This window comes from Streptomyces hyaluromycini, assembly GCF_002217755.1.
GTDB lineage: Bacteria > Actinomycetota > Actinomycetes > Streptomycetales > Streptomycetaceae > Streptomyces > Streptomyces hyaluromycini.
This window is the reverse complement of record NZ_BCFL01000030.1, coordinates 245,786-267,448: the sequence shown is the minus strand read 5'-3', so window position 1 is coordinate 267,448 and position 21,663 is coordinate 245,786. Positions and strand designations below refer to the sequence as shown.

General features: G+C 69.2%; 15 protein-coding genes and 2 pseudogenes. 8 read left to right on the top strand and 9 right to left on the bottom strand.

Going from position 1 to position 21,663, the window contains the following annotated elements; genetic code table 11:
- Positions 1-16: 16 nt before the first annotated feature.
- Complete coding sequence (locus SSP29_RS41515; RefSeq protein ID WP_089106124.1) at positions 17-2,146, bottom strand: SpoIIE family protein phosphatase; 2,130 nt, start codon at positions 2,144-2,146, stop codon at positions 17-19.
- A 239-nt stretch (positions 2,147-2,385) separates the two neighbouring features.
- Between SSP29_RS41515 and SSP29_RS57370 the strand changes: the two are divergent.
- Positions 2,386-2,559: pseudogene (locus SSP29_RS57370) on the top strand (IS701 family transposase); the annotation flags it as partial.
- Positions 2,560-2,707: 148 nt separating this feature from the next.
- Here the strand turns inward: SSP29_RS57370 and SSP29_RS41505 are convergent.
- The 3 genes from SSP29_RS41505 to SSP29_RS41495 all read right to left on the bottom strand — a co-directional run bounded on the left by SSP29_RS41505 (position 2,708) and on the right by SSP29_RS41495 (position 5,063).
- Entirely contained in the window at positions 2,708-2,986 is a 279-nt protein-coding gene (locus SSP29_RS41505) for a cupin domain-containing protein (protein WP_089106122.1), read from the bottom strand.
- Positions 2,987-3,050: 64 nt separating this feature from the next.
- A complete protein-coding gene (locus SSP29_RS41500) occupies positions 3,051-3,920 on the bottom strand; it encodes a recombinase family protein (protein ID WP_218036964.1) in 870 nt (289 codons plus the stop codon).
- Positions 3,921-4,124: 204 nt separating this feature from the next.
- Positions 4,125-5,063 carry an AraC family transcriptional regulator gene (locus SSP29_RS41495; protein ID WP_089106121.1) on the bottom strand — a complete coding sequence of 313 codons (939 nt, stop codon included), beginning with the start codon at positions 5,061-5,063 and terminating at the stop codon, positions 4,125-4,127.
- 111 nt (positions 5,064-5,174) lie between these two features.
- Here SSP29_RS41495 and SSP29_RS41490 point away from each other — a divergent pair, with 111 nt between their 5' ends.
- Positions 5,175-6,023, top strand: a complete 849-nt coding sequence (locus tag SSP29_RS41490) for an NmrA family NAD(P)-binding protein (RefSeq protein ID WP_089106120.1) — start codon at positions 5,175-5,177, stop codon at positions 6,021-6,023.
- Positions 6,020-6,472 carry a nuclear transport factor 2 family protein gene (locus tag SSP29_RS41485; RefSeq protein WP_089106119.1) on the top strand — a complete coding sequence of 151 codons (453 nt, stop codon included), beginning with the start codon at positions 6,020-6,022 and terminating at the stop codon, positions 6,470-6,472. Before SSP29_RS41490 ends, SSP29_RS41485 begins: the two co-directional genes overlap by 4 nt.
- Positions 6,473-6,545: 73 nt before the next feature.
- Here SSP29_RS41485 and SSP29_RS41480 read toward each other — a convergent pair whose 3' ends face one another.
- Positions 6,546-9,533: a Tn3 family transposase gene (locus SSP29_RS41480; RefSeq protein WP_089106118.1), complete on the bottom strand. Its 2,988-nt coding sequence runs from the start codon at positions 9,531-9,533 to the stop codon at positions 6,546-6,548.
- A 247-nt stretch (positions 9,534-9,780) separates the two neighbouring features.
- Positions 9,781-10,598 (bottom strand): IS5 family transposase gene (locus tag SSP29_RS41475; RefSeq protein WP_089106117.1). Its coding sequence is split into 2 segments (ribosomal slippage): positions 9,781-10,265 and positions 10,265-10,598, totalling 819 coding nucleotides; the frame shifts between segments, so codons are not numbered across the junction.
- Positions 10,599-10,717: 119 nt separating this feature from the next.
- Here SSP29_RS41475 and SSP29_RS41470 point away from each other — a divergent pair.
- Positions 10,718-11,524, top strand: a pseudogene (locus SSP29_RS41470) (IS5 family transposase).
- A 222-nt stretch (positions 11,525-11,746) separates the two neighbouring features.
- Positions 11,747-13,639, top strand: a complete 1,893-nt coding sequence (locus SSP29_RS41465; RefSeq protein WP_089106116.1) for an AMP-binding protein — start codon at positions 11,747-11,749, stop codon at positions 13,637-13,639.
- A gap of 15 nt (positions 13,640-13,654) precedes the next feature.
- Here SSP29_RS41465 and SSP29_RS61405 read toward each other — a convergent pair whose 3' ends face one another.
- From SSP29_RS61405 to SSP29_RS41450, 3 genes are all read right to left on the bottom strand, one after another.
- A complete protein-coding gene (locus tag SSP29_RS61405; RefSeq protein WP_368669285.1) occupies positions 13,655-15,499 on the bottom strand; it encodes a GNAT family N-acetyltransferase in 1,845 nt (614 codons plus the stop codon).
- A gap of 833 nt (positions 15,500-16,332) precedes the next feature.
- Positions 16,333-17,010: a DUF2637 domain-containing protein gene (locus SSP29_RS41455; RefSeq protein ID WP_245883495.1), complete on the bottom strand. Its 678-nt coding sequence runs from the start codon at positions 17,008-17,010 to the stop codon at positions 16,333-16,335.
- Between the two features lie 133 nt (positions 17,011-17,143).
- Positions 17,144-18,532 carry a glycoside hydrolase family 43 protein gene (locus SSP29_RS41450; protein WP_089106114.1) on the bottom strand — a complete coding sequence of 463 codons (1,389 nt, stop codon included), beginning with the start codon at positions 18,530-18,532 and terminating at the stop codon, positions 17,144-17,146.
- A 223-nt stretch (positions 18,533-18,755) separates the two neighbouring features.
- On the opposite strand from SSP29_RS41450, the gene SSP29_RS41445 reads away from it, so the two are divergent.
- From SSP29_RS41445 to SSP29_RS57365, 3 genes are all read left to right on the top strand, one after another.
- Positions 18,756-20,180, top strand: coding sequence for an amidase (locus SSP29_RS41445; RefSeq protein WP_089106113.1), 1,425 nt, complete (start codon positions 18,756-18,758; stop codon positions 20,178-20,180).
- 46 nt (positions 20,181-20,226) lie between these two features.
- The gene (locus SSP29_RS41440) at positions 20,227-20,445 is read left to right on the top strand and encodes an NfeD C-terminal domain-containing protein (RefSeq protein WP_150135915.1); all 219 of its coding nucleotides are present in this window, start codon (positions 20,227-20,229) and stop codon (positions 20,443-20,445) included.
- A 133-nt stretch (positions 20,446-20,578) separates the two neighbouring features.
- On the top strand, positions 20,579-21,663 hold a 1,085-nt coding region (locus SSP29_RS57365; RefSeq protein ID WP_089106111.1), incomplete at its 3' end, for an SPFH domain-containing protein.

The window sequence follows — 21,663 nt, the reverse complement described above, 5'->3', positions numbered from 1 at the left end:
CAACTGAAATGGCGTCTTAGGGTTGTGTGCAGGAGGCTCGCAGGAGAAGTACCGCTATGTCGTCGGTGTGCTGACCCATCGGCCAGGTGTGGTGGATCAGGCCGTCGATCAGGTCCTCCAGGTCCTCGTCGTCGGTGCTGGCGAAGTGCCCGACGAGGCCGGCGGTTATCTGTGCAGTGTCGGTACCCGCGACCTCCACGAGACCGTCGGTATACAAGACCAGGGTCGCGTCCGCGGGCAGGGAGACCGTGGTGACGGGGTAGTGAGCGAGGGTGTCGATACCCAGCAGCGGCCCGGGTTCGATGTCATCAAGAACCCGGGCATGATGCCGGGCGATGCGCAGCAACGGGGGGACGTGTCCGGCGCTGGCGAAGGTGATTTCGCAGGCAGCCAGGTCGAGGTGAGCGTAGAGGCAGGAGACAAGCAGGTCGGAGTCCAGATCGGCCAGCAGTCGGTTCGTACGGGCCAGGATCTGGTCTGGCGGTGCACCGGCGGTAACGTGCGCGTGGATGGCGGTGCGGACCTGGCCCATGAGGGCGGCCGCGGCGATGCTGTGGCCCTCGACGTCACCGATGACCGCGGCGGCGCTCGTGTCGTCGAGCCGCAACAGATCGTAGAAGTCACCGCCGACCTCGATGCCATGGCTCGCCGGCAGGTAGCGGGCGGCCACGTCAAGCCCGGCCACGGCGGGCAGGTCGCGAGGCAGAAGCGCTTTCTGGAGGCCGTGAGCGAGGTGGTGCTGGGCGTCGTACATCCGGGCGCGGTCGAGTGCCTGGGCGATCAGACCCGCCAGAGCGGTCATCACGGCCCGTTCGTCGGCCGTGAAGGGGTGGGGTCGGTCGTAGGACAGAACGCAGCAGCCCACCACTCTCCCCGTGATGATCAGCGGGAGGAACGCCCAGGCCTGTTTGCCACCGATCTGAGGCGTCTCGGGGTAGCGTGCAGCCATCTCGGTCGGGCTGGCGGAAAACTCGGGGACGCCGCTGGTCAGGACCTGGCCAACTGGCGTGAGGTCGGCGTCCAGGGGCAGCCCGTCGAAGCGTGCGATGACATCTGCCGGGTGGCCGTGAAAACCACTTACCTTCAGACGGCCGGCCTCCGCAGCCCACAGCGCCAGGCCCTGGGCGCCGAAAGCGGGCAGAATCTCCCCGGCGATCAGATCGACGAGATCGCGGACGCTCACTGTTTCGGTGAGCGCAGCGGACAGATGGATCAGCTGGTACAGCCGGCCGGTCCGCGCCACCGGAGCCCGGTACACAGGTGCTTCCCGCGGGCCGGGCAGGGTCTGTTCCCTGCGGGAGGTGATGCGGACGCTGATGCCGCTGACGTCCGGATAGAGCCGGAATCTCAGCCGGTGCTCCGGCGGGCGAATAGCGGTGAAGGACAGCGGGGCCCGACTGAAGACCGCAGTGCGGTACCGGTCCTCGTACACGGGGTCGTCGAGCCAGGGCAGTGCCTGCCAGAGCCGGCACCCCAGCAGTCGGTTCACGCTGCGCCCGAGCAGGTGGCCAGCAGTGGCGGTAACGAAGGTGATCCTTCCCTCCAGGTCGAGGGACAGAGCTCCCTCGGGGAGGCGTTCGAGGTACTCGGCGGCAGCCAGTCCTGGCTGGGCGGACCCACCCGGAGCGCTGACAGGGATGAGGCGCGGGCGGTCGGGCAGGGTCGACGGGCGAGGTGCGTCGTCCAGGAGACGGGCCAGTCGGCGGGCACTGGAGATGATGCGGCAGCGTTCCCGGGGCGTGGCCTCACGCGGAAGATCAGCGGGCCACATCAGTATGATCCCGCCCCAACAGCGGCGCACCCCGGTCAGCGGGGTCGCGGCACAAGCGAACCGATAGGGCAGAACAGCGGCCAGGCGCGGGTAGCGGCAGGCCAGGTCGTCCTGACAGCCGACCCAGACGAAGTGGTCCTCGCGGATCGCGTCGGTGAGCGGCAGGGAAGCGGTGAGCGAGAGACGGTGCCATGGGGCGGCGAATTCGAGGGGAAGACCGCACAGCGCCACCAGACGCGTCGCCGATTCCTCTTCCTCGATCAGGTAGAGGGCACCCGAGGAAGCACCAGTGCGGCGAACGATGTCGGCCAACCCCGCATCGAGCGCATCGTCGAGTGCCCCATGACAGGCCGGTGGCCCAGAGATCCCGGACATGACGTCCTCCGGTCCGATGTCGTGGCGGTTGGCGGCTCGCCGGACAAGGCACGCGCATGATCGTCGCACCTAGGGGGCATATTTGCGCACACAGTATGCTATGTGTGGAAATAGGTACAGAGTGGACCTAAGGATGGGCGGGACGAAGGACTGCCCAGGGAGGGCGACCGGTCGGCGGCGGCCTAGTACTGCAACGGTGCTTGCCGTGGCTGCCGGCCAGTTCGGTCGTTGGTCTGGTTATAGGTGGGGACCTTGCTGATGTCAGGTTGTGGGCGCGTGAATTGGAAGTGGTGCATGAGCGGTTCGTGCATCGGTTCAACCGTTCGGAACCCCGCGAGTCGGCTCTCGCGTATACGAGAGGGCTGATCGCTCCGCTGCAGCGCAAGAACGGCTGGACCTTGGCGAGTTGGGCACGGACCTCATCCGGGATTCCTATACCGCATCAACGAGCCATGAGACTGGAAGCAACACCTTAATGATCTGCAAGCCCTTAGAACGCGTAACACGATCACGGGTTGCGACGACGGACGGCATCCGCTTGGCGAGGGGGCGTTGGGTGCTTCACAGCAAGCCGGGCTCCTGGCCAGCAGCGAGCGGGAAGTAAGCAAGGAAAGTCACGTTCTCGTCCAGCGCATCGAAGTGTGCGACAGGAACGCCGGCGGGCTCGAAGAACACATCGCCTGGACGCAGAATCACCTCGGCCTCGCCCTCGACCTGGAACAGCACCGAGCCCTTGACGATGCTCCCGAACACCGGCCCATTGTGTACATGCCGCCCTGCCGGGTGTCCCGCAAGAATATGGATGCGCCTCACCTCAACCCGCTCAGTGGTCAGTGCCATGGGCAGCCGCCCCTCCAGGCCCCGGTCTCCTAGCTCAGACACCAGCCGCAAAGTAGCGGGGCGATCACGTACTCGCCGCCGTGGCGGCCTGCTCGTCGTGTTCACGGAGCATTCGCATCACGGTGGCGGGTGAGGGGTGCTGGCCCTTCTTCGTGCCAGTGGTGATGACGAGCCGCTTGGCGATGTCGCGGAGGCTCATCTCCTGGTCGCGCAGGTGGAGAGCCATGGACAGCATGGACTCGTCGGTGACGCCCGCGCCGCCGATGGTCTTGCCGCGCTTGCGGGCGGATTCGTGGCCTTCGAGGGTGCGGTCGCGGATGTACTCGCGCTCCATGCCGGACATCGCGGCGAGCACGGTGAACACGATGCCGGAGGGGTCGTGCGAACCCTTCAGCTCTCCGGTGAGGAACTCCAGGCCGACGTCGCTGGCCTTCAGTTCCTCGGCGAGCATGGCGAGTTCGATGCCGCGGCCGAGGCGTTTGTGCTCGTGGACGACGAGGGTCACGGCGACGCCGGAGGAGCGGATCTCCCCGGCGAGTTTCACGGCGGACTCCAACTCGGGGCGCCGAGTGGCTCGGGTGGAGATCTTCTCCGAGAAGATGCGGGTGACCCCGGCCTTGGCGAGGGAGTCGAGCTGCGCGTCGAGGGACTGGCGGGCGGTTGAGGCGCGGGCGTAGCCGAGGCGGACGCGCCCGACTGGTTTGGCGCCGGCGCTCATTGGCCGGGGTAGCTCGGTCCAGGCCGAACCCGGCTTGCGTACGGCGGGGGTCGGCACGCTGAGCGTCTTGGCAAGTTGGGGCACGAGGCGGAAGCGGGCGGTGTGGTATTGGATGGCCACCTTGCCCTTGCCGGTCCGGCACGGGGAGCCCGCGGGGGCGGCGCAGGTGGACATCGGGCAGTCGTGCGATTCCACGCGCTTGAAGTCGTCGCTCACAGCTCCGGAGCGTTTCATGAGGGCGTTTCAGCCGTCCAGTTGTTTGCAACAACTCATGAAACATGATCGGCGCAGGTGGGCCGCCGGGCGGAGAGGTGTTTCACGAGCGACCACCTATGAAACAGGACACGGCCGAAAGCCGGTGCCATCTGCTGCGGTCGGACGCCGGGGTCCGACTGGCCGGCGGGCGCGGCCGATCGCCGCTCACGACCCGGGGTGGGTGGTCAGCAGTCGTGTGTGTGCGGTTGTTCGTTCCCTCTGTCGCCAGGTTCCTGGTGGTTCTCCGTGGTGTCGGCGGAAGGCTGCGGCGAACGCGAAGGGCGAGCCGTAGCCAATGGTGTCGGCGATCTGGGCCAGGCTGAGGTCGTCGGCGCGCAGGTGGTCGCGGGCGAGGGTCATGCGCCATTCGGTCAGGTACTGCACGGGGGCCTGGCCGAGTGCGTCCCGGAACGCCCGCGCGAACGCGGCGCGGGACAGGCCGCTGATCGCGGCGAGTTCAGGGACTGTCCACGGGTGGGCCGCGTTCTCGTGCATGGCTTGCAGCGCGGCGCCCAGCCGCGGGTCCGCGGACGCCCGGTACCAACGTGGTGCGGTCGTGCTGCGGCGGAACTCGCTGCGGATGGCCAGGACGAGCAGCAGGTCCAGGAGGCGGTCCAGAACTATCTGCTGGGCGAGTTCGCTGCGGACCAGCTCGCGGGACAGCAACGTGATCACGTCCCGCAGCGGGTCGTCGTCGGCCGCCGAGAGGGTCATCACCTGGGGCAGTGCGTCGAGCAGCCCGGCGCCGACATCGCCGGAGAACTGGTAGGCGCCGCACAGGAACACGGTGGCCTGCGGGTTGTCCCCGGGGCCCATCCGGGCGTGGTGTGCCCGGAACTCCTCCGGCTCCAGGCATGCGGCGCCCGGCTCGTGCCCGATGTAGTGGTCCGGGCCGCCGCGCACCAGCGTGACGGTCCCCGGTATCAGCTCCACGGTGCTGCCGGGGGTGTCGAGCCACAGGTAGCCCCGGCCGCGGACCACGGTGTGCACCGACAGCTGTATCGAACCGCCCAGCCGCAGTCCCCACGGCGGTTCGGCGACCGTCCGCGCGAACACCGCGCCGGCGGCGCGCGCCCGCACCAGGTGGTCGGTCAGCAAGTCCATGGGACCAGCTTGACCAGCACGGGCAGCCAGGGTCAAGGCGCGAGAGCTTCACGTAAAAAGACGAGCGGATCACGCATGGTTTGTCTTGCCTGGGGCCGCAAGCATGGAGTCATGAACAATGAAGCCTCCACCACGCTCATCCTTGGCGGCACGGGCCGGACCGGTTCGCTGCTGGCCGACGCGCTCGCCCGGCGGGGAAGCGCCACCCGTACAGCGGCGCGCAGCGGAGCGGACGTCCGGTTCGACTGGGACGACCCGGCCACCCACGCGGCCGCACTGGCCGGCGCCGACCGCCTCTACCTGGTCACGCCCACGATGCGCGTCCGCTACGCCGACCAGGTCGGCGCATTCCTCGACCTCGCCGAGGCGGCCGGCGTGCGGCACGTCACCTACCTCAGCGTCTACAACGCCGACCATGCGCCGCCGGAGATCGACATCGCAGCCGTCGAGGCCGATCTGGCTTCCCGCAGCACCATCACGCACGCGGTCCTGCGCCCTTCGTGGGTGATGCAGAACTTCGCCGACGGCCACATCCCGGTCATCGACGGAGTGATCACCGTCCCAAGCGGCGGCAACACGGAAGCCTTCGTCGACGCGGCTGACATCGCAGCGGTCGCGGCCGAGACGCTGCTGAACCCCGACACCCACGCCGGTGCCGCCTACGCGCTCACCGGCCCGCAGGCCCTCACCTTCGGTGACGTCGCGGACGCCCTCGCCGCCGTGAGCGGCCGCCCCATCGCCTACCGCGACATCGAACAGGAGACGTGGATCAGCGGCGCGGTCGCCGCAGGCGTCCCCGCCGACTACGCGGTGATGATGCGCTGGCTCACCGGCGCCATCGTCACCGGCAACGGCTCCACGCCCACCGGTGACATCGAGAAGGTCACCGGCCGGCCGGCCACTGCCTTCCGCGCGTTCGCCGAGCGCGACGCCCAGGCGTGGGCCTCGGAGGCGAAGTGAGCAAGACGGCCAGCGACGACACGCCCCTGGTCGGGGCGGACAGCCCGTTCTTCCGCATCATCAAGGAGGGCCTGAACGGCCTGGTCGACGGGGAGGACTTCTACGATCTGCTGGCCGAGGACGTGGTCTTCGAGTACGTGATCACCGTGCCGGGCTACCCCCGGCGGGTCGAGGGACGCCAGGGGATCATCGACCTGTACCGCGACTACGGCGACTACGTGAAGCTGCACGGTGCGGACAACCTCCGCGTGCACCGGGACCCCGAGACCTCCGTGGTCGTCCTGGAGTACGAAGTGCACGGCACGTCCGTCCCCACAGGGCGGCCCTACGACAACCGCTTCGTCTCCGTCGTGACCATCAAGGACCGCAAGGTGACCCACTGGCGCGACTACCTGGACCCCGTCGCCGTCTTCGACGCCCAGGGATGGCCCCAGGGCGGTCGCCCGTAAGAGCCGGCGAGCCCACCGAGCGCCCGCCACGCGGCTTCGTTCACGGGCGGGTCTGCGAGATCCTGGAAGTCTTTCATCGTGCCTCTGTGCCCGATCGGGCCCCGGCGTCTGCCGGGGCCCGGGGACGGGGAACGGCGGCGGGCCCCAGGTCGAGGCGCTTGCTCATGTCGAGGCGGAAGGTGCCGTACGGGTTGACGTTGGACCAGAACAGCGCGGTCAGACCGCGCCGGTCCTCATCGCTCAGCCTCGATGCCCATGCCGGTTCGGCCAGGACCTGCTGGACCAGCAGGGTGTTGATGTGCACGAGCGCGGACTGCAGCAGGTGCAGGGCGAGCATCGAGGTCTCGGCGTGCTCCTTGTCAGGCCCGGTCAGGGCCCCGTCCTTGCCATAGTGGAGCACGGTATTCGCGCTGTTCCAGTTCTCCACGACCTGGAGCCCGCCGTGGATCTCCCGGCGCAGGCCGGGGCCGGCGAGGTAGTCGCAGGCGAAGATGGTGCGCACGGCGCGGCCGAGTTCTTCGAGCGCGGCGTACGTGGGGTGCTTGGGGCCGCCGCGGGTGAAGCGCCGCAGGACCTGCTCCGCCTCCGCCGTCCCGAGTCTGAGCGCGGTGGCGTACTTCACCATCTGGTCGTACTGCTGCTCGATCAGCTCCCAGCGGATTGGCCGCGTCAGCGAGGCGCCGAGCGCCGGCCAGCCGGGCGGGATGTCGTCCGGGCGGTACAGGCGGATGCTGCCGATGTTCTTCAGCCGGGGCAGCAGGCGGAAGTTCAGCAACTCGGTGAAGGCGAACCCGACCACGCTCGCGCCGTGCGTGTCGACGTAGTTCGACTCGATCTCGGCGTCCGTGCAGTGCCGCAGCAGGCCCTCGATCATCGCCGCGACCTCGGACGACGAACAGCTCTTGAGCTGGGAGTAGATGCAGACGTTCTTCCGCTCGACGTGCCAGTAGATCATCACGCCGTTGCCGCCGTAGCGGGCGTGGTACTCGGTCATGAAGTTTGAGGACCAGGACCCGAACTTCTTCGAGTCCGACGCACACGCGGTGCCGCGGCCCCACCATGCGGTGTCGCGGGCGGCGAAGGTGGAGTTCACCAGCCTGCTGACGGCGGCCCGCAGGTTGTCGACGGTGATGAAGTGCCGCCGCACGTGCCGCAGCGCGGCCTCGCTCTCGCCGTGCTCGCCGGTCGCCACGATCGCCCGGATGCCCATATTCGTGCCCAGCGCGAAGAGGGCCAGCAACAGCCGGCGCTGGAGGACGTCACGCTCGATGCGCTCGTACGCGGCCACCGAGGAGAACTCCTCGGTGAAGCCGGTCAGGAAGTCGGCGTTCTTCAGCACGTCCAGGAGGTCCAGGACGCCCCATCGGCGTGCGACCTCGGCCTTGAGCGCCTGGAGGCCGGTGGGCTCGGCCAGCGGCTCCAGCTTCGGAACGGTAATCCACGGCTCGCCCTTGCGGGTGGTGACCTTTACACCGCCCGCTGAGCCGTCCGCGAGCGCGCCGGAGAGCCGGTCCAGGCCTGCGGTCATGCGCTTCTTCAGGTCCGCGATGAACGCCCTGGGGTTCAACGGCTGGCGGATCGCGGCGTAGTGCACGGCGCGGGTGGCCTCGAAGTCGCCCGGCAGGTCGTCCTCCGGATTGCGCCAGCGGGCGGCACCCTCGACGTAGATCTCCCGGCGGCGGACCGCGTCCCGCAGCGCGACCAGGACGCACAGCTCGTACGGGATGCGCTCGACCTTGCCCTTGTCGTCGACGACCGCCTCGCGCCAGTCCTTGCGCACCACGCCCTCCATCGGCACCACGTCCGTGGTGTCGTAGAAGCGGGTCTTGCCGTCGACATCGGCGTACTGCTTCAGCAGCGTCATCGCGTCCATCACCGGCCGGTAGGCGGTGTTGTTGCACTGGAAGCCCAAGGTGTTCAGCAGCGGCGGCAGCATCTGCCGGTAGTACGAGCTGTACGACGACCGGAGCGTGGTGCGGACCTTGGCCTTGAAGACCTTCTCGTTCGCCTTCGCCTCGGCCACCAGCTCACGCAGCGTCATCTCCCCGACCACCGGGAACAGGGCCCGGCGTACAACCTCGTCGGGCTTATCGACGGCGGCCGTCGCCAGCTTGAAGAGGATGCCCTCCTTGCCGCGGACCTTCTTCAACTCGGCGGTGAGCTGCTTCTCCACCCGCCGCTCGGCACGAGCGTTAATCTTGTGAACCAAAGCGACCAGCAGGTCGACCAGGGCGTCGGTGATCTCCGCCTGACGGGACGAGCACAGCGCCGCGAGCAGGGTGATCCGTACGTCCTCGCTCGTGTCGCGGAAGTCCGAGGGGTACATCTTGATCGCCCGCGCCCGCCAGGCGGCCACCAGCTTCTCCGAGCAGTCCGCGAACAACCCGTCGGGCAGCCCCAGCTTGCGCACGTCGTTCAGCTTGGTGATCTCCGTCAGCAGGGAGTCCAGGCCAACCGCGCCGGGGTCGCGCTTGAGCGCGGCCAGCAGGGCGGTCCCCGCCTCGTTGTCCTCAGCCACCAGCGACAGCAGCCGAGCCGTGCCCGCCTCGCCCAGGCGGCCGATCGTGCGGGCGCAGAACGTCTTCTCCCACTTGCCCCGCGCCGCGACGAGTACCTTCTCAACCCGGGTCCGGCCCGGCGGCTCGATCTTCCGGGCCTGGCACTCGACCAGCAGGGCCTCGCGCTGCCGGTCCTCCACCAGCTCGACCGGACAGACCTCAACGGCCAGCCACTCGGCCAGGGCCTTCTCGTCTGCGACTGTCGACGGCCGGAACCCCAGGGCCCCGCGGATCTGCTTGCGGTGGTACTCGGCGGTCCGGCCGATCAGCGTGTACTTCGCGAAGTCGGTGGCCGGGACCTTCACCAGTTCGGCGACGTACTCCACCGCAGATGGCGGGACCTCTCCCAGCACATCGGGGAACCGGCCTTCCAGCTCGAAGAACTTCAGCAACAGGCTGAAGCCGAGCCGGGTCGTCCCGCTCTTGTTCGCCACCAAGTCCCAGTCGCCGTCTACCAGCGTCCAGTTCGCCAGCAGCTCCTCTGGCGACCACTCTTGCCGCACGCCCGCCCCTTTGGCCTCGATCACTTGATCAGACCAACGACGGCGCCCGGGAACGGGAAACGGAACGCATCCGGCTACCCGCAACCTACTTTGCGGCTGGTGTCTGGGCTAGGACACCGGGGCCCTCCAGCAGCACCTCGCGGGTCATCGGTTGCTCAGGGGTCGGGGCACTTCCCATGATCGAATCCTCCTACGCCTCGTGATCACACCGAGCCTGAGTCTACGAAGCACACGTGTGGCTGTGCGATCAGTTCCAGCAGGAGAGAACCTTCTTCAGTCGCCTCCAACAGATGAGACTGCAGCCCAACGATAGGAAGGCGTCGTGGAGTTCGAGGCGCCGTTCCCATCGGACGGCGAGGCGTTTGAACTGATGGAGTAGGGCAAAGGTCTGCTCGACGACGTAGCGGAGCTTTCCCAGGCCCTTGATGTCCTGGGTGCCCCTGTGAGAGATCACCGGCATGATCCGGCGTTTGCGCAGTTCGCGACGGACGGCCAGGGAGTCGTACGCCTTGTCACCCAGCACTGCGTCGGGGCGTCGGCGGGGATGGCCTGGCCGCCCGGCCACTGGCGGGACGCCGTCGACGAGGGCCAGAGTCTGCGTGATGTCGTTGACGTTCGCCGCAGTGGTGATGACCTTGAGCGGGGTGCCCTTCCCGTCGCAGATTAGGTGGTGTTTGCTGCCCGTCTTGCGCCGGTCGACCGGCGACGGGCCGGTCGCGGCTCCCCCTTTTTCGCGCGGACGTGGGAACCGTCCACGCACGCGCGCGACCAGTCGAGTTCGCCGGCCGCGTTCAGTTCGGCGAGCAGGAGGCGGTGCAGCTGTTCGAAGACTCCGGCCTTCTGCCAGCGGTTCAGGCGCCTCCAGCACGTCTGTCCGGAGCCGAACCCCAGTTCCAGGGGCAGGAGTTGCCAGGCGATGTCCTGATGCAGGACGTACAGAATGCCCTGCAGGCATAGCCGGTCGTCCACCGGCTTCGGCCCCGGTGACCGCTCGGGCCAGGGCGGCAGCAGCGGTTCGATCCGTGCCCACAAGTCGTCGTCCACGGTCCACGGCCGAGTCGTCACACGACGTGAACGGTCGAATCATCACGTCAGTCACGCTCGACCAGGGCGCCTCAACAAGATCCTGTTACGAGCTCTTTGACGCCATTTCAGTTTGTGTGATCTTGCGGCAGTCTGGGGTGATGACTGCTGCGCTTGTCGAACGGCTGGCGCCGGAAGATCTGTGGGAGTTGTTCCAGCGGGTGGTCCCGCCGGCTCCGGAACGCCCGCAGGGTGGTGGACATCGTCGGCGAGGGGACCGTGAGGTGCTGGCCGCGATCATCTTCGTGGCCACCTCAGGCTGCACATGGAACCAGCTGCCGCCGGGCTTCGGACTGTCGCGTGACCGCCTTCCGCCGGTTCACCGAGTGGACCAAGGCCCGCGTGTGGGCCAAGCTCCACCGCCTGGTCCTGGACGAACCCGGTTCCCGGGGCGGGCTGGACTGGTCGCGATGCGCAATCGACTCCGTCAGCGTCCGGGCCCTCAAAGGGGGCAGCTGACAGGACCGAATCCGACCGACCGCGGCAAGAAGGGTTCGAAAATCCACCTCATCGTCGACCGCCGCGGCCTGCCCCTGTCGATCGGCATCTCCGCCGCCAACCTCCACGACAGCCAGGCCCTCATCCCGCTGGTCCGCGGCATCCCGCCCATCCGCTCACGCCGCGGCCCACGACGCCGCAGGCCCGACAAGCTGCACGGAGACAAGGGCTACGACTACCGCCACCTGCGACGCTGGCTGTCCTCCCGCGGCATCCGGCACCGCCTCGCCCGCAAAGGCATCGAGTCGTCCCGGCGCCTGGGCCGGCACCGCTGGGCCGTGGAACGAACAGTGTCCTGGCTGTCCGGCTGCCGACGCCTCCACCGCCGCTACGAACGCAAGCCGGAACACTTCCTCACCTTCACCGCCATCGCCGCAACCCTCATATGCCACCGCCGACTCACCCACTGAAATGACGTCTTATGTGGGGTCGTGACGGCTGTCGTGAGCCGCGCTATGCCGGAGGGATGAGGTATCCCGACGGCTCCGGGCGGCATGTCGCCTCGCCCGACGCGCGGTGGCGTTGGTGCCGGTGGTCTTCTCCTGGGTTCGCCGAGGCCACCACCGCCGTCCCGGGTCGGCATCTGTCGGGCCTCTTCCCGCGTCGTGCCGTCTCTGGGATGATCACCGGTCATGGCCGGGGCGAATGAACTTCACGGGTTGTTCGAAGCGTGGGTGCGGGAGACACCGGACCGGCCCGCGGTCATCACCGAGCGGGCCCGGCTCACATACGGGGAGTTGGGGGTGGGGGCCAACCGATTGGCCTGCCATCTGCTGCAGAGGGGGCTCGGGCCTGGGGAGACCGTGGTCGTGTGCACCGACCGGGTGCCGGATCTGCTGGTCGCCCTGGTGGGCGTACTCAAGGCGGGCGGGGCATACGCCGTGGTCGGTCCGCATCAACCGACAGGACACATCGGGCAGTTGCTGGAGGAGGCAGGGGCGAACACCGTCCTGACACATGAGAGGTTTCGGCCGAGCGTCGACGACGGTGCCGGCCGGATCGTCGTCTGTCTGGACACCGACGCCGACGTCATTGACGCCTACTCCCCAGAGCCCCCTGCCGCGCCCTGCGGGGCCACCGCCGCCGTGCTGTTCAGCGCGGGTACCACGGGGCGGCACCGGACCGTCCCCGCGGGACACGCACGGCTGCGCGCCGTATTCGGGTCCTGGGCCGAGGTGTTCGGTCTGAGGCCCTCCGACGTCCATCTGGTGACCGCGCCGGCCGACACGGCCGCTTTCACCTACGGCTGGATACGGGCGCTGTGCTCCGGGGGCACGCTGGTGCTGCCGGAGGGCGAGACCGGGCCGGCGCTGTGGGGTCGGCCCTTCTCCGAGGGCGTCACGGTGCTCGACACCGACCCGGTGACGGCCCGTTCACTGCTCGACGGCTCCGTGCCCGTGGGGCTGCGGCTGGTGGCGGTCGGCGGGGAACGGCTCGCTCTCGACGAGCAGGTACGGCTGCAGGGGCGGGCGGCGCCGGGGGCGCGACTGCTCAATGTCTACGGGCCCGTGGAGGTCACCGGCTGCGGCACCTGGTTCGAGACGGACCAACTCTCCGGTCCAGTGGCCGAACCCGGGCTGGTCAGCCTGCTCGGCCGCCCGTTTCCCGGCTGCCGGGCCGAGGTCCGCAAGGGCGAGATCTGGCTGACGCCCCCCGGCGGCCCCGACGATGACGGCGCCTTCCCCACCGGTGATGCGGGAACGCTGTGGGAGGACGGGCTGCTGGAGTTTGGCGGCCGGCTGGCGCACCGGGTTCGCGTCCGCGGCCGTACCGTAGATCCGCACCGCGCCGAAGCCGCGCTGGCCGCCCACCCCCGAATCCGGGAGTCCGTGATCACCGCCGTGGACGAGGATCGGCTGGTGGCCTACATCGTACCGACGGCTCCCGGTGCCTTTCCGGGCGCCGACGCGATCCGTATGCATCTGACGGGTGTGGTGCCGGACCAGGAGATCCCGGCGCAGGTGGTGACCCTGGGGGCCCTGCCGCGCAACCGGGCCGGAAAGGTCGACCGGCGTCTGCTGCCGCTGCCCGCACAGCGTGCCGCGTCCGGCGGGCTGAACGGCAAGGGGGGTGGCGCGACGGCCCCCGGCCCAGACGGGTTTCTGTACGGCATGGGGTGCGTGATGCTGGTCGTGGCCCTGCCGCTCGCCGTGCTCTTGACCGATGTGTTCTGGCCGGGCTCCACCGACCTCACCTACGTTCCCGCGCCGTGGTCGTGGCTCTTCCGAGGTCTGTACGCCGCCGAGTTGCTGGCCTTCAGCGTGGGCCTCGCTTTCCTGGTCGCCGGGCGCCCTCTGATGCGGCGCCAAGGTCGCTCACGCGGCCTGACGACGGCAGCTCATCTGGCCATCGTCTGGCTGTTGGTCTCCTGGTGGCCGCAGGACAACTTCTACCGGCTCGCCGCGAAGACGGACTGGGAGCGGCAGGCGGCACTGGTGTACGTCTTCAATGTGCCGTTGATGATCGCGGCGGTCGTGGTGGCGGTGTACGTGACGCGGCGTCCGGGCACCGCGGCAACGGAGTGAACCCCGGCCCTGGGGCTAGGGAGTGAACATCCGCCCGGTGTCCTGGGCGGCGGCACGCACCAACGCCTCGGCCGCGTCCAGGCGTTCACGGGTGTGCGCGGCCAGGACGACGCCGAGACGGGGGGCCGGTTCGAAGGCGGCGGTCGGGATCGAGGGCACGAGGACGGCGTCGATCCCGGCGCACCGCTTCGCCGTCTCCCGCAGCAGGGCGGACAGTTCGGGGCCGGGCAGCCGGGCGCCGAGCGGGATGTGGTCGACGGTGCGGACGAGGTGGTCGCCCCCTCGGATCTCGTCGAGCCGTGCCTTGACCATGAAGGCGACAGAGGGACCCGTCATCCGGAGGTTGATCTCGGTGGGCGCCGGGCGGCCCTCGGGGCCGGCCACGAAGTCGACGTCGAACCACCCTCGATAACCGCTTGCGGCGATCCGCTCGCCCACGGCCCGGCCGAAGCGCGCCAGGAGTTCGGCGAGCGATTGCGAGACGACTCCGGGGCCGACGGTGGCGCCCTGGTAGGCGGTGCCCTCGACGTCCATGACGGCGACTCCGGCCTCGTACACCCGTCCTTCCGCGTCCACGAGGCCGTCGAAGGTCAGGTCCCTGGGCCCGGATTCGCCGGCGACGAACTCCTCCAGGAGCAGGGGCCCATGGGGCAGCGGGGACCTCAATCCGTAGTTCCACAGTCCGTAGTTCCACAGTCTGTCGTCCCGGATCACCCAGGTACCGGATCCTCCGGCGCCGTGCTCGGTCTTCACCACGGTGGCCCGCCCCGCGCGGCTGCGCGCCCTGAGCAGTCGCACCGCCGCACGTCGGGTGGCCGTCTGCCACTGCTGCGGCACCCTGATCCCCGGGTGGGCGGGCTGGAGCTGTGTGAACAGTTCGTGCGCGGCCCGCTTGGACTCGTAGCGCAGAGCGTCCGGGCCCGGTGTCGAACCGGTGAGTTCGGCGAACGCGGGGGTGTGGCCCCACGGTACGAGGGGCAGGCCGAGGAACTTTAGTCGCTCGGCGAGTGCGGGGCGGGAGAGGACGGCGCGGCTGAGCCCGCCGGTCGGCCCCGCCGTCGGCGCCGAGGGGGCGGACGCCGTGCCGGGGAGCAGCCGGCGGACCGGGCCGGTACGGCGGCCCCGATCCGCGCTCGACGCCGTACCGGGCTCTGCCAGGCCGTCGTACACCTCCACCTGTCCCCAGCCCAGGACGCCGGCGACCATGTCGATCCAGTCACGCGGAACCGCCCGGGGCAGGATCAGGACGGCCGGGTGCGGAGAAATGAAGGCGGCCAGGCAGGAATAGTGCCCGGCCTCGGCGGAGGCGGGGCCGAACTGGGACTGGAACTCGGCGACGTTGCCAAGGTGCACCGCGCGACGGCCCCCGGTCCACGCGTGGGTCCAGCTGTCGCGCCGGGGCGCGAAAACCACTTCGAGGAGGGGCAGTTCACGCCCCGGGATCGAGCCGGAGGGGGTACGTCCGACGGGTCGGGCGCCCATCCGGCGGTAGAACGGTTCCGCGTTCGGGTCGGAGTCGATGGTGATCCGGGTGAACCCGAGTTCGCGGGCGGTTCCCCTCACATGGGCGTACAGGAGACGGCCCACCCCGCGGCCGATGGCACCGGGTTCGACGAAGCACAGGCCCACACAGCCCTGGGGCGCCGAGCCCTCCAGGGAGGCAACGCCGAGCACTCCAAGGTGCGCGGCCTCGGCGACGACGATCCGGCGGACGTCGATCTCGTCCGGCCGGATGGTGAGTTCCGCACGGCATGCCTCAAGGAACTCCGCGTCATACCCCCAGTGTGCCTTCGAGCGCAGGACGAGTTCGGTCAGCGCCGCCGCCTCTTCGGCACGCGCGGGTCGGATCCGCACCTCCACCCCCGTACCTCCTTGATACCGGATCCCGTGATCAGACCAGATCTTCGCCGAACGCCGCTCCAGAAGTGTCCCGGATCACGGGCGGACCAGTGTCCCGCGTGACGCCCGCTTCCGGACGGCTGAATCCGTCGCCCCAACCGGACTACTACGACGCAGTAATCCGGTCCGCTGTCTGCCGCATCCGCGGGCCCGCACCACCCAGGGCACGACGGTGAGGCGACCACTCGGGCCCGGCCGTCTCCGACTGCCGTCGCGGTGCGTGTGATCGGTGCGCGCGGAAGCCGTGACCCGGCTCGTTCCCGTACCGCCGCACCCAGGTCGGCGCGGTGGGAGCCCAGCATGGGCACTGGCCTGAACCGGCTGGCAGAGCATGTCCGCTCAACGGAACAGATTGTCGGCACCACCGCGTCCGCCCCCTCGACGCCGGAGCCACCGCCACCACTGAACCAGCCGCAATCCGGCACCTCTCACGGCCCTGCCCTCGGAAAACAGAGCAACTGAGACCGCCGGTCGAGTCCCCCATCTCAAGATCCGGACCATACCCGGGCCAACTGCTGCGCGCATCCCTTCACACCGCCCATCTGCACTGGCCAGAGCCATACAGGCGATGTACCACCAGTAGCCGAAGAATCTTCTGAGCACCTCCAGCAAGTAGAGGATTAAATTGATCTCAACCACCGCCAATTAGCTGACAATTTTCTTGCCCGGCCCCGATCTCATAGGAAACAGGGGAGGCGACACTCGGAACCGAGTTCCGCTGGGAGCTTGGCTCGCTGCGGCGGACGTCGAGCAAACGGCAGACCCCTCCCCCACTCACAGATCAATGCGTGCCGTCATCCAGGCCTGGTTCCCTCTCCGCCCTCCCCCTCTTCCAGCCGACCACGCACCCGCGCAGCCAACACCCTCGATCTCCTCGCTCCGACGTGCAGCTCCTTGCGCAGCGTCTCCGCCGAAGCCGGCCGCTGATGCAGCTCCCGATGCTGGAGATCGAGCCTCCTCGCGCGCGCCAGCAGCGGATCCTCATCCAGTTCCGCCCCGCCCGCATCCGCCCCATCCCGGTCAAGCCACGGCGCTGTCCCCTCCAGACGACGACCACCCGCCCGGTGGACCAAGAGTTCCACCGACAGCAACAAGGCAACCGGCGGCCAGCCGGCCACCAGCACCGACCGCCACTCCAGCCTCGGCGCCGCGGCGACATTCGCAGCCAAGGAGACGGCGATCCCCAGCAAGAAGGCCGCCCAGATTGCCCACTTGGCGCGACGGCCGACACCGTTCTCCTGCTTCAACAGACCCAGCGTGGCCAACAGCAGCAGCCCGTCCACCGACAACGGCCACAACGACGCGCTCACCCGGTCCGCCCCACCCTGCAAAGCGAAAGACCGCTGATGAACGTATGACGCATAAGCCGCGACTCCTGCCACAACCAGCGCACACAGAGGCCGCACCCACACCTCGGCGTCGAGGGCCCGGCGAGCATTCTCGTGCTCGCCGGGCGCTTCTTGCCTGCTCACCAGGCCCTCATCTGCCCCGCGCCCGTTGCACATCTATTGCACATCTCCACGGGAAATCCCGGGAAATCGAGGGAACTCGCGGGAACGACTGACGGGTCATCAAAACGTTTGCCCAGGTCAGCAGCAGTGCAGGTCAGGCCCAGGACGTCACCGGCACGAACGAACTGTCCTGGCGGAACAGGTCGGTGCCGTCCGAGACGGCCACGCGGAGTTGGTAGTTGTAGTGGCGCAGGTAGTAACCGGGGTAGTTGTACGACTCGAAGCGGACCGAGCCGGTGGTCGTGCCCGTGCGGGCGATGAACGTGGCGTCCTGGGCGAACATCGACGTGCCGTCGTTGGCGTCGAAGCGGCCCCGGAAGTCGTAGTGGCGCAGGTAGTTGCCAGAGGCGTCGCGGAAGGAGTAGCCGTTGGAGTCGGCGAGGCCCGCGACCACCGTGAAGGTGGCCGCCTGCTTGTCGGCGGTGGCGCTGGAGCTTGTCACCACCGGGAGGTTGAGGAGGGAGGACACCTCCTCCCAGTAGCGAGTGGCGTAGTTGACCGACTGGAAGGAGCGGGTCGCGTTCTTCGTCACCGAGGTGCCGCCCGACACCGTCTCCTTGATCACCGTGAAGTGCCGGGCCGTGCCGGAGAGCGTGGCCAGGGCGGTGGGAGTGCTCCAGGTCGCGAAGGTGTCGTAGCTGTCGCTGTAGTAGTAGTTGCCGTCGCCGTAGCCGTCGAAGAAGATCCGCCAGCCGCCGTTGTCGAGCTGGATCACCGAGGGGCCCTCGCGGTAGCTGCCCCAGCCTGCCCAGTCGCCGGTCCTGGAGATCGTGTAGGGGCCCTTGAGACTGGTGGCCGTGCCGTACTCGATGTACTTCGCCGTCTCGTTCTTCGTGAACGCGTGGTACGTGGAGCCGGCCTTCACGATGTACGTGTCGATGTGGTTGGAGCCGATGCCGGAGAGGGCGGTCGGTGAAGTCCACGCCGTGAGGGCGGAGTTGGTCGCCGCAAGGACATACGGGGTGAAGATCCACTCGTCGTCCGTCGTCGAGCAGGACACGATGACGTTGACGCTGCCGTCGCTGTCCACGAACCACTCGGGCGCCCAGGCCCGGGACAGATTGGTGATGGGGATCGTGTAGTCGTACAGGAAGGTCCAGTTGACCCGGTCGGCGCTGCGGGCGAAGCCGACCGTGGTGCTCTCGTCCTCCCAGGTGTGGGTGGTGTAGGTGAGGTAGTAGTAGCCGTCCGTGTGCTTGAAGATGCTCGCGTCGCGGATGCGGTTGCTGGGCGGGGTGTAGGCGGAGGACTGGAGGAGGCGGAAGTCCGTGGCGTCGTCGGACTGGTAGACGTTCACCGTGCCGTCGTCGCTGTTGAGGAACGGCACGATGGTGTAGCGGGTGGCGTAGCCGCTCGCGGGCGCGGCGGCGTCGGCCGTGCCGAGCAGGCCGGGCAGTTCGCCCAGGGCCAGGGCCGTAGCAGGCAGGGCGGCCAGGGCGCGCAGCAGGGTGCGACGGGAGGGGGTGGGGGGACGTGTGGTCACGGCGGCTCTCCGGGGCTCGTGCAGACGCGGACACAGCGGCGTGTCCGGTATTTCGAACTGAGTTCGACAAGTCGCGCAGAAACTAAGAGTCACGGCAGGTTCACGTCAATGCTTTCTGCAGGACTGGGGCGCAGCTGGACGCCGGCTGTGCGAAACCTGTCCTCCGGAACCCGGCTGGACGTTACTCTCCGGTAAACGCTGTGCCCCGGAGGTGGGTCCCCGCATGCCGTACGACCGTTCCGCAGGCCTCGCCGAGTCCGTACGTGCCCTGGCCACAGGTGAGTTGACGTCCCGTCGGCTGGTGGAGGAGTGTCTCGCGCGCATCGAGGCCACCCAGGGCTCCCTCAACGCCTTCCGGATCGTGCGCCGTACCGCGGCCCTCGCCGAAGCGGACGCCGTCGACCGGGAGTTGGCCGACGGAGCGCGCCGGCCGCTGCTCGGGGTGCCGGTCGCGGTGAAGGACGACACGGACGTGGCCGGCGAGCCGACCGCTTTCGGGTGCCGGGGCGAGTTCCCGGCCGCACAGGAGGACTCGGAGGCGGTGCGGCGGCTGCGCGCGGCCGGGGCGGTGATCGTCGGCAAGACCAACACCTGTGAGCTGGGGCAGTGGCCGTTCACGGAAGGGCCGGCCTTCGGCGCCACCCGCAATCCCTGGCAGCCGCGGCACACTCCGGGCGGGTCCTCGGGCGGGTCGGCGGCCGCCGTCGCGGCGGGTCTTGTGCCGGCCGCGCTCGGCTCGGACGGGGCCGGTTCGGTACGGATCCCGGCCGCGTGGACCCACCTCGTCGGCATCAAACCGCAGCGCGGCCGCATCTCCACCTGGCCGCGCGGCGAGTCGTTCCAGGGCATCACGGTCAACGGCACGCTGGCCCGCACGGTCGCCGACGCGGCCCTGCTGCTGGACGCGGCGAGCGGGAATCATCCGCAAGACCCCCATAAGCCACGCCAGTTGACACTCACCGACGCGGTCGGGCGCGACCCCGGACGGCTGCGCATCGCCCTCTCCCTGAACCCGCCGTTCACCGCACTGCCCGCCCGTCTCCAGCCGGAGATACGCAGCCGCGTAGTCGAACTCGCCGAAGAACTGGCCGCGTCGGGCCACACCGTCGAGGAGGCCGACCCGCCCTACGGCCAGATCGGGCTCACCTTCGTGCCGCGCGCCACGGTCGGGATCGCCGAACGCGTCCGCGAGGCACCGCACCCGGACCTCCTCGACCGGCGCACCCTGGAGGCGGCCCGCCTGGGCCGGCTGCTCGGCGGGGCCCCGCTGCGGGCCGCCCGGCGCGCGGAGGCCACACTGCGGGACAGGATCGGCGCCTTCTTCACGTCGTACGACCTGATCCTCGCGCCGACCACCGCCGCTCCCCCGCCCCGCGTCGGCGCGCTGCTCGGGCTGGGTCAGTTCGCCACCGACCGGGCGATGATCGCCGCCTGCCCCTACGCCTGGCCGTGGAACGTGCTGGGGTGGCCGGGGGTGAACGTGCCCGCCGGGTTCACCGGGGACGGACTGCCGGTGGGTGCCCAGTTGCTCGGACCGGCGGAAAGCGAGCCGCTGCTGGTCTCCGTCGCCGCCCAGCTGGAGGCCCGACTGCGCTGGCACGAGCTCTGGCCGCCGCAGCCCGCGGCCGCGGACTCCCCCGGGGCGTGAACACCGGCCGCTTTCCGATCGCTTGACCGCCCCGTAGCCTCTGGCCATGGACGATGCGTCGATGGTCGGGCTCATGGGGCGGGTCACTGGAACGGTCGGGCCCGGGCTCGTCGGCGAGGTGATCGTCCGGGTACGCGGGGGCGCCGAGCACTTCCTCGCGTACGCCGCCGACGGCACCGGCCGCTTCGAGCGGGGGACGGTGGTCATGGTGGTCGAGTACCTGCCGCCGCGGACGGTCTACGTCACACCCGCGTACGAGAGTTGAGCACCGTCAGCCCCAGGTGAGGGGCTTGTGCGTCAACATGGCAACAAGGGTCCGCCCGCGTCTTCAAACGGGGCTTGCGCGGGCGCACACTCCCTTCGTTCGGTGCCGAAAGGGCGCCATTCAAAGGGGGCGAATGCCGATGGTCGTCGGCGTCGTTGCGGGAGCGGCGGTTGTCGCCGTTCTCGCGCTGATCGGTGTGTTCAAGATGATGTGGCGGGTCGCCGAGCCGAACGAGGCGCTCATCATCTCCGGTTCGAAGCATCGCAACGAGGGCCTCGAAGAGGGCATGGGGTTCCGGATCGTCACGGGGCGCGGCACGCTGGTGATGCCGGGCGTGCAGGCGGTGCGCAAGCTCTCCCTGGACCTCAAGGAGACCGAGTTGTCGGTGGACTGCGTGACCTTCCAGGGCATTCCGTTGAAGGTGCGGGGTGTGGTCATCTTCAAGGTCGGCGACGACTTCGTGTCGATCGCCAACGCGGGCCGCCGATTCCTGGACCAGCAGAAGCTGGTGTCCGAGCGGGTGCACAACGTGTTCGCCGGTCATCTGCGGTCCATCGTGGGCGGGTTGACGGTCGAGGACATGATCCGCGACCGCGACAAGCTCACCGGGCAGACCCGGGCCGCCTGCGGCACGGAGATGGAGAAGCTGGGGCTCATCGTGGACTCCCTGCAGATCCATGAGATCGAGGACCCGACCGGGTACATCAAGAACCTGGCCATGCCGCACGCCGCCGCCGTCCAGCGGGACGCGCGGATCGCCCAGGCGGAGGCGAATCGTCTCGCCACCGAGGCGGAGCAGCAGTCGTTCGCCCGGATGGCGGAGGCCACCCGGGACAGCGAGATCCTCCAGGCCGGTTACCAGGCCGAGCGGGACAAGGCAGGGGCCCAGGCCCGCCAGGCCGGTCCGCTCGCCGACGCGGCCGCCCGGCAGGAGGTCGTCGTCCAGGAGACGCGGGTCGCCGAGCTGGAGGCGTACCGGCGCGAGCAGCAGCTCCAGGCGGACGTCCGCAAGCCGGCCGACGCCACGGCCTACGAGCAGCGCACGCTGGCCGAGGGCGAGCGTGACGCGCGCATCTCGGCGGCCCAGGCCAAGGCGAAGGAGACGGAACTGGCGGCCGCGGCCGACGCGACCCGGGTCAAGACCGCCGCGGGCGCCGAGGCCGAGGCGACCAGGGCCCGGGGTGAGGCGAACGCGGCCGCGACCCGGGCCACCGGGGA

What these genes read in the sequence shown, in the direction of transcription:
- SSP29_RS41515 (WP_089106124.1), bottom strand. Translation starts at nt 2,146, where the DNA reads ATGTCCGGGATCTCTGGGCCACCGGCCTGTCATGGGGCACTCGACGAT.
- SSP29_RS41505 (WP_089106122.1), bottom strand. Translation starts at nt 2,986, where the DNA reads ATGGCACTGACCACTGAGCGGGTTGAGGTGAGGCGCATCCATATTCTT.
- SSP29_RS41495 (WP_089106121.1), bottom strand. Translation starts at nt 5,063, where the DNA reads ATGGACTTGCTGACCGACCACCTGGTGCGGGCGCGCGCCGCCGGCGCG.
- SSP29_RS41445 (WP_089106113.1), top strand. Translation starts at nt 18,756, where the DNA reads ATGCCGTACGACCGTTCCGCAGGCCTCGCCGAGTCCGTACGTGCCCTG.
- SSP29_RS41440 (WP_150135915.1), top strand. Translation starts at nt 20,227, where the DNA reads ATGGACGATGCGTCGATGGTCGGGCTCATGGGGCGGGTCACTGGAACG.
- SSP29_RS41490 (WP_089106120.1), top strand. Translation starts at nt 5,175, where the DNA reads ATGAACAATGAAGCCTCCACCACGCTCATCCTTGGCGGCACGGGCCGG.
- SSP29_RS41465 (WP_089106116.1), top strand. Translation starts at nt 11,747, where the DNA reads ATGGCCGGGGCGAATGAACTTCACGGGTTGTTCGAAGCGTGGGTGCGG.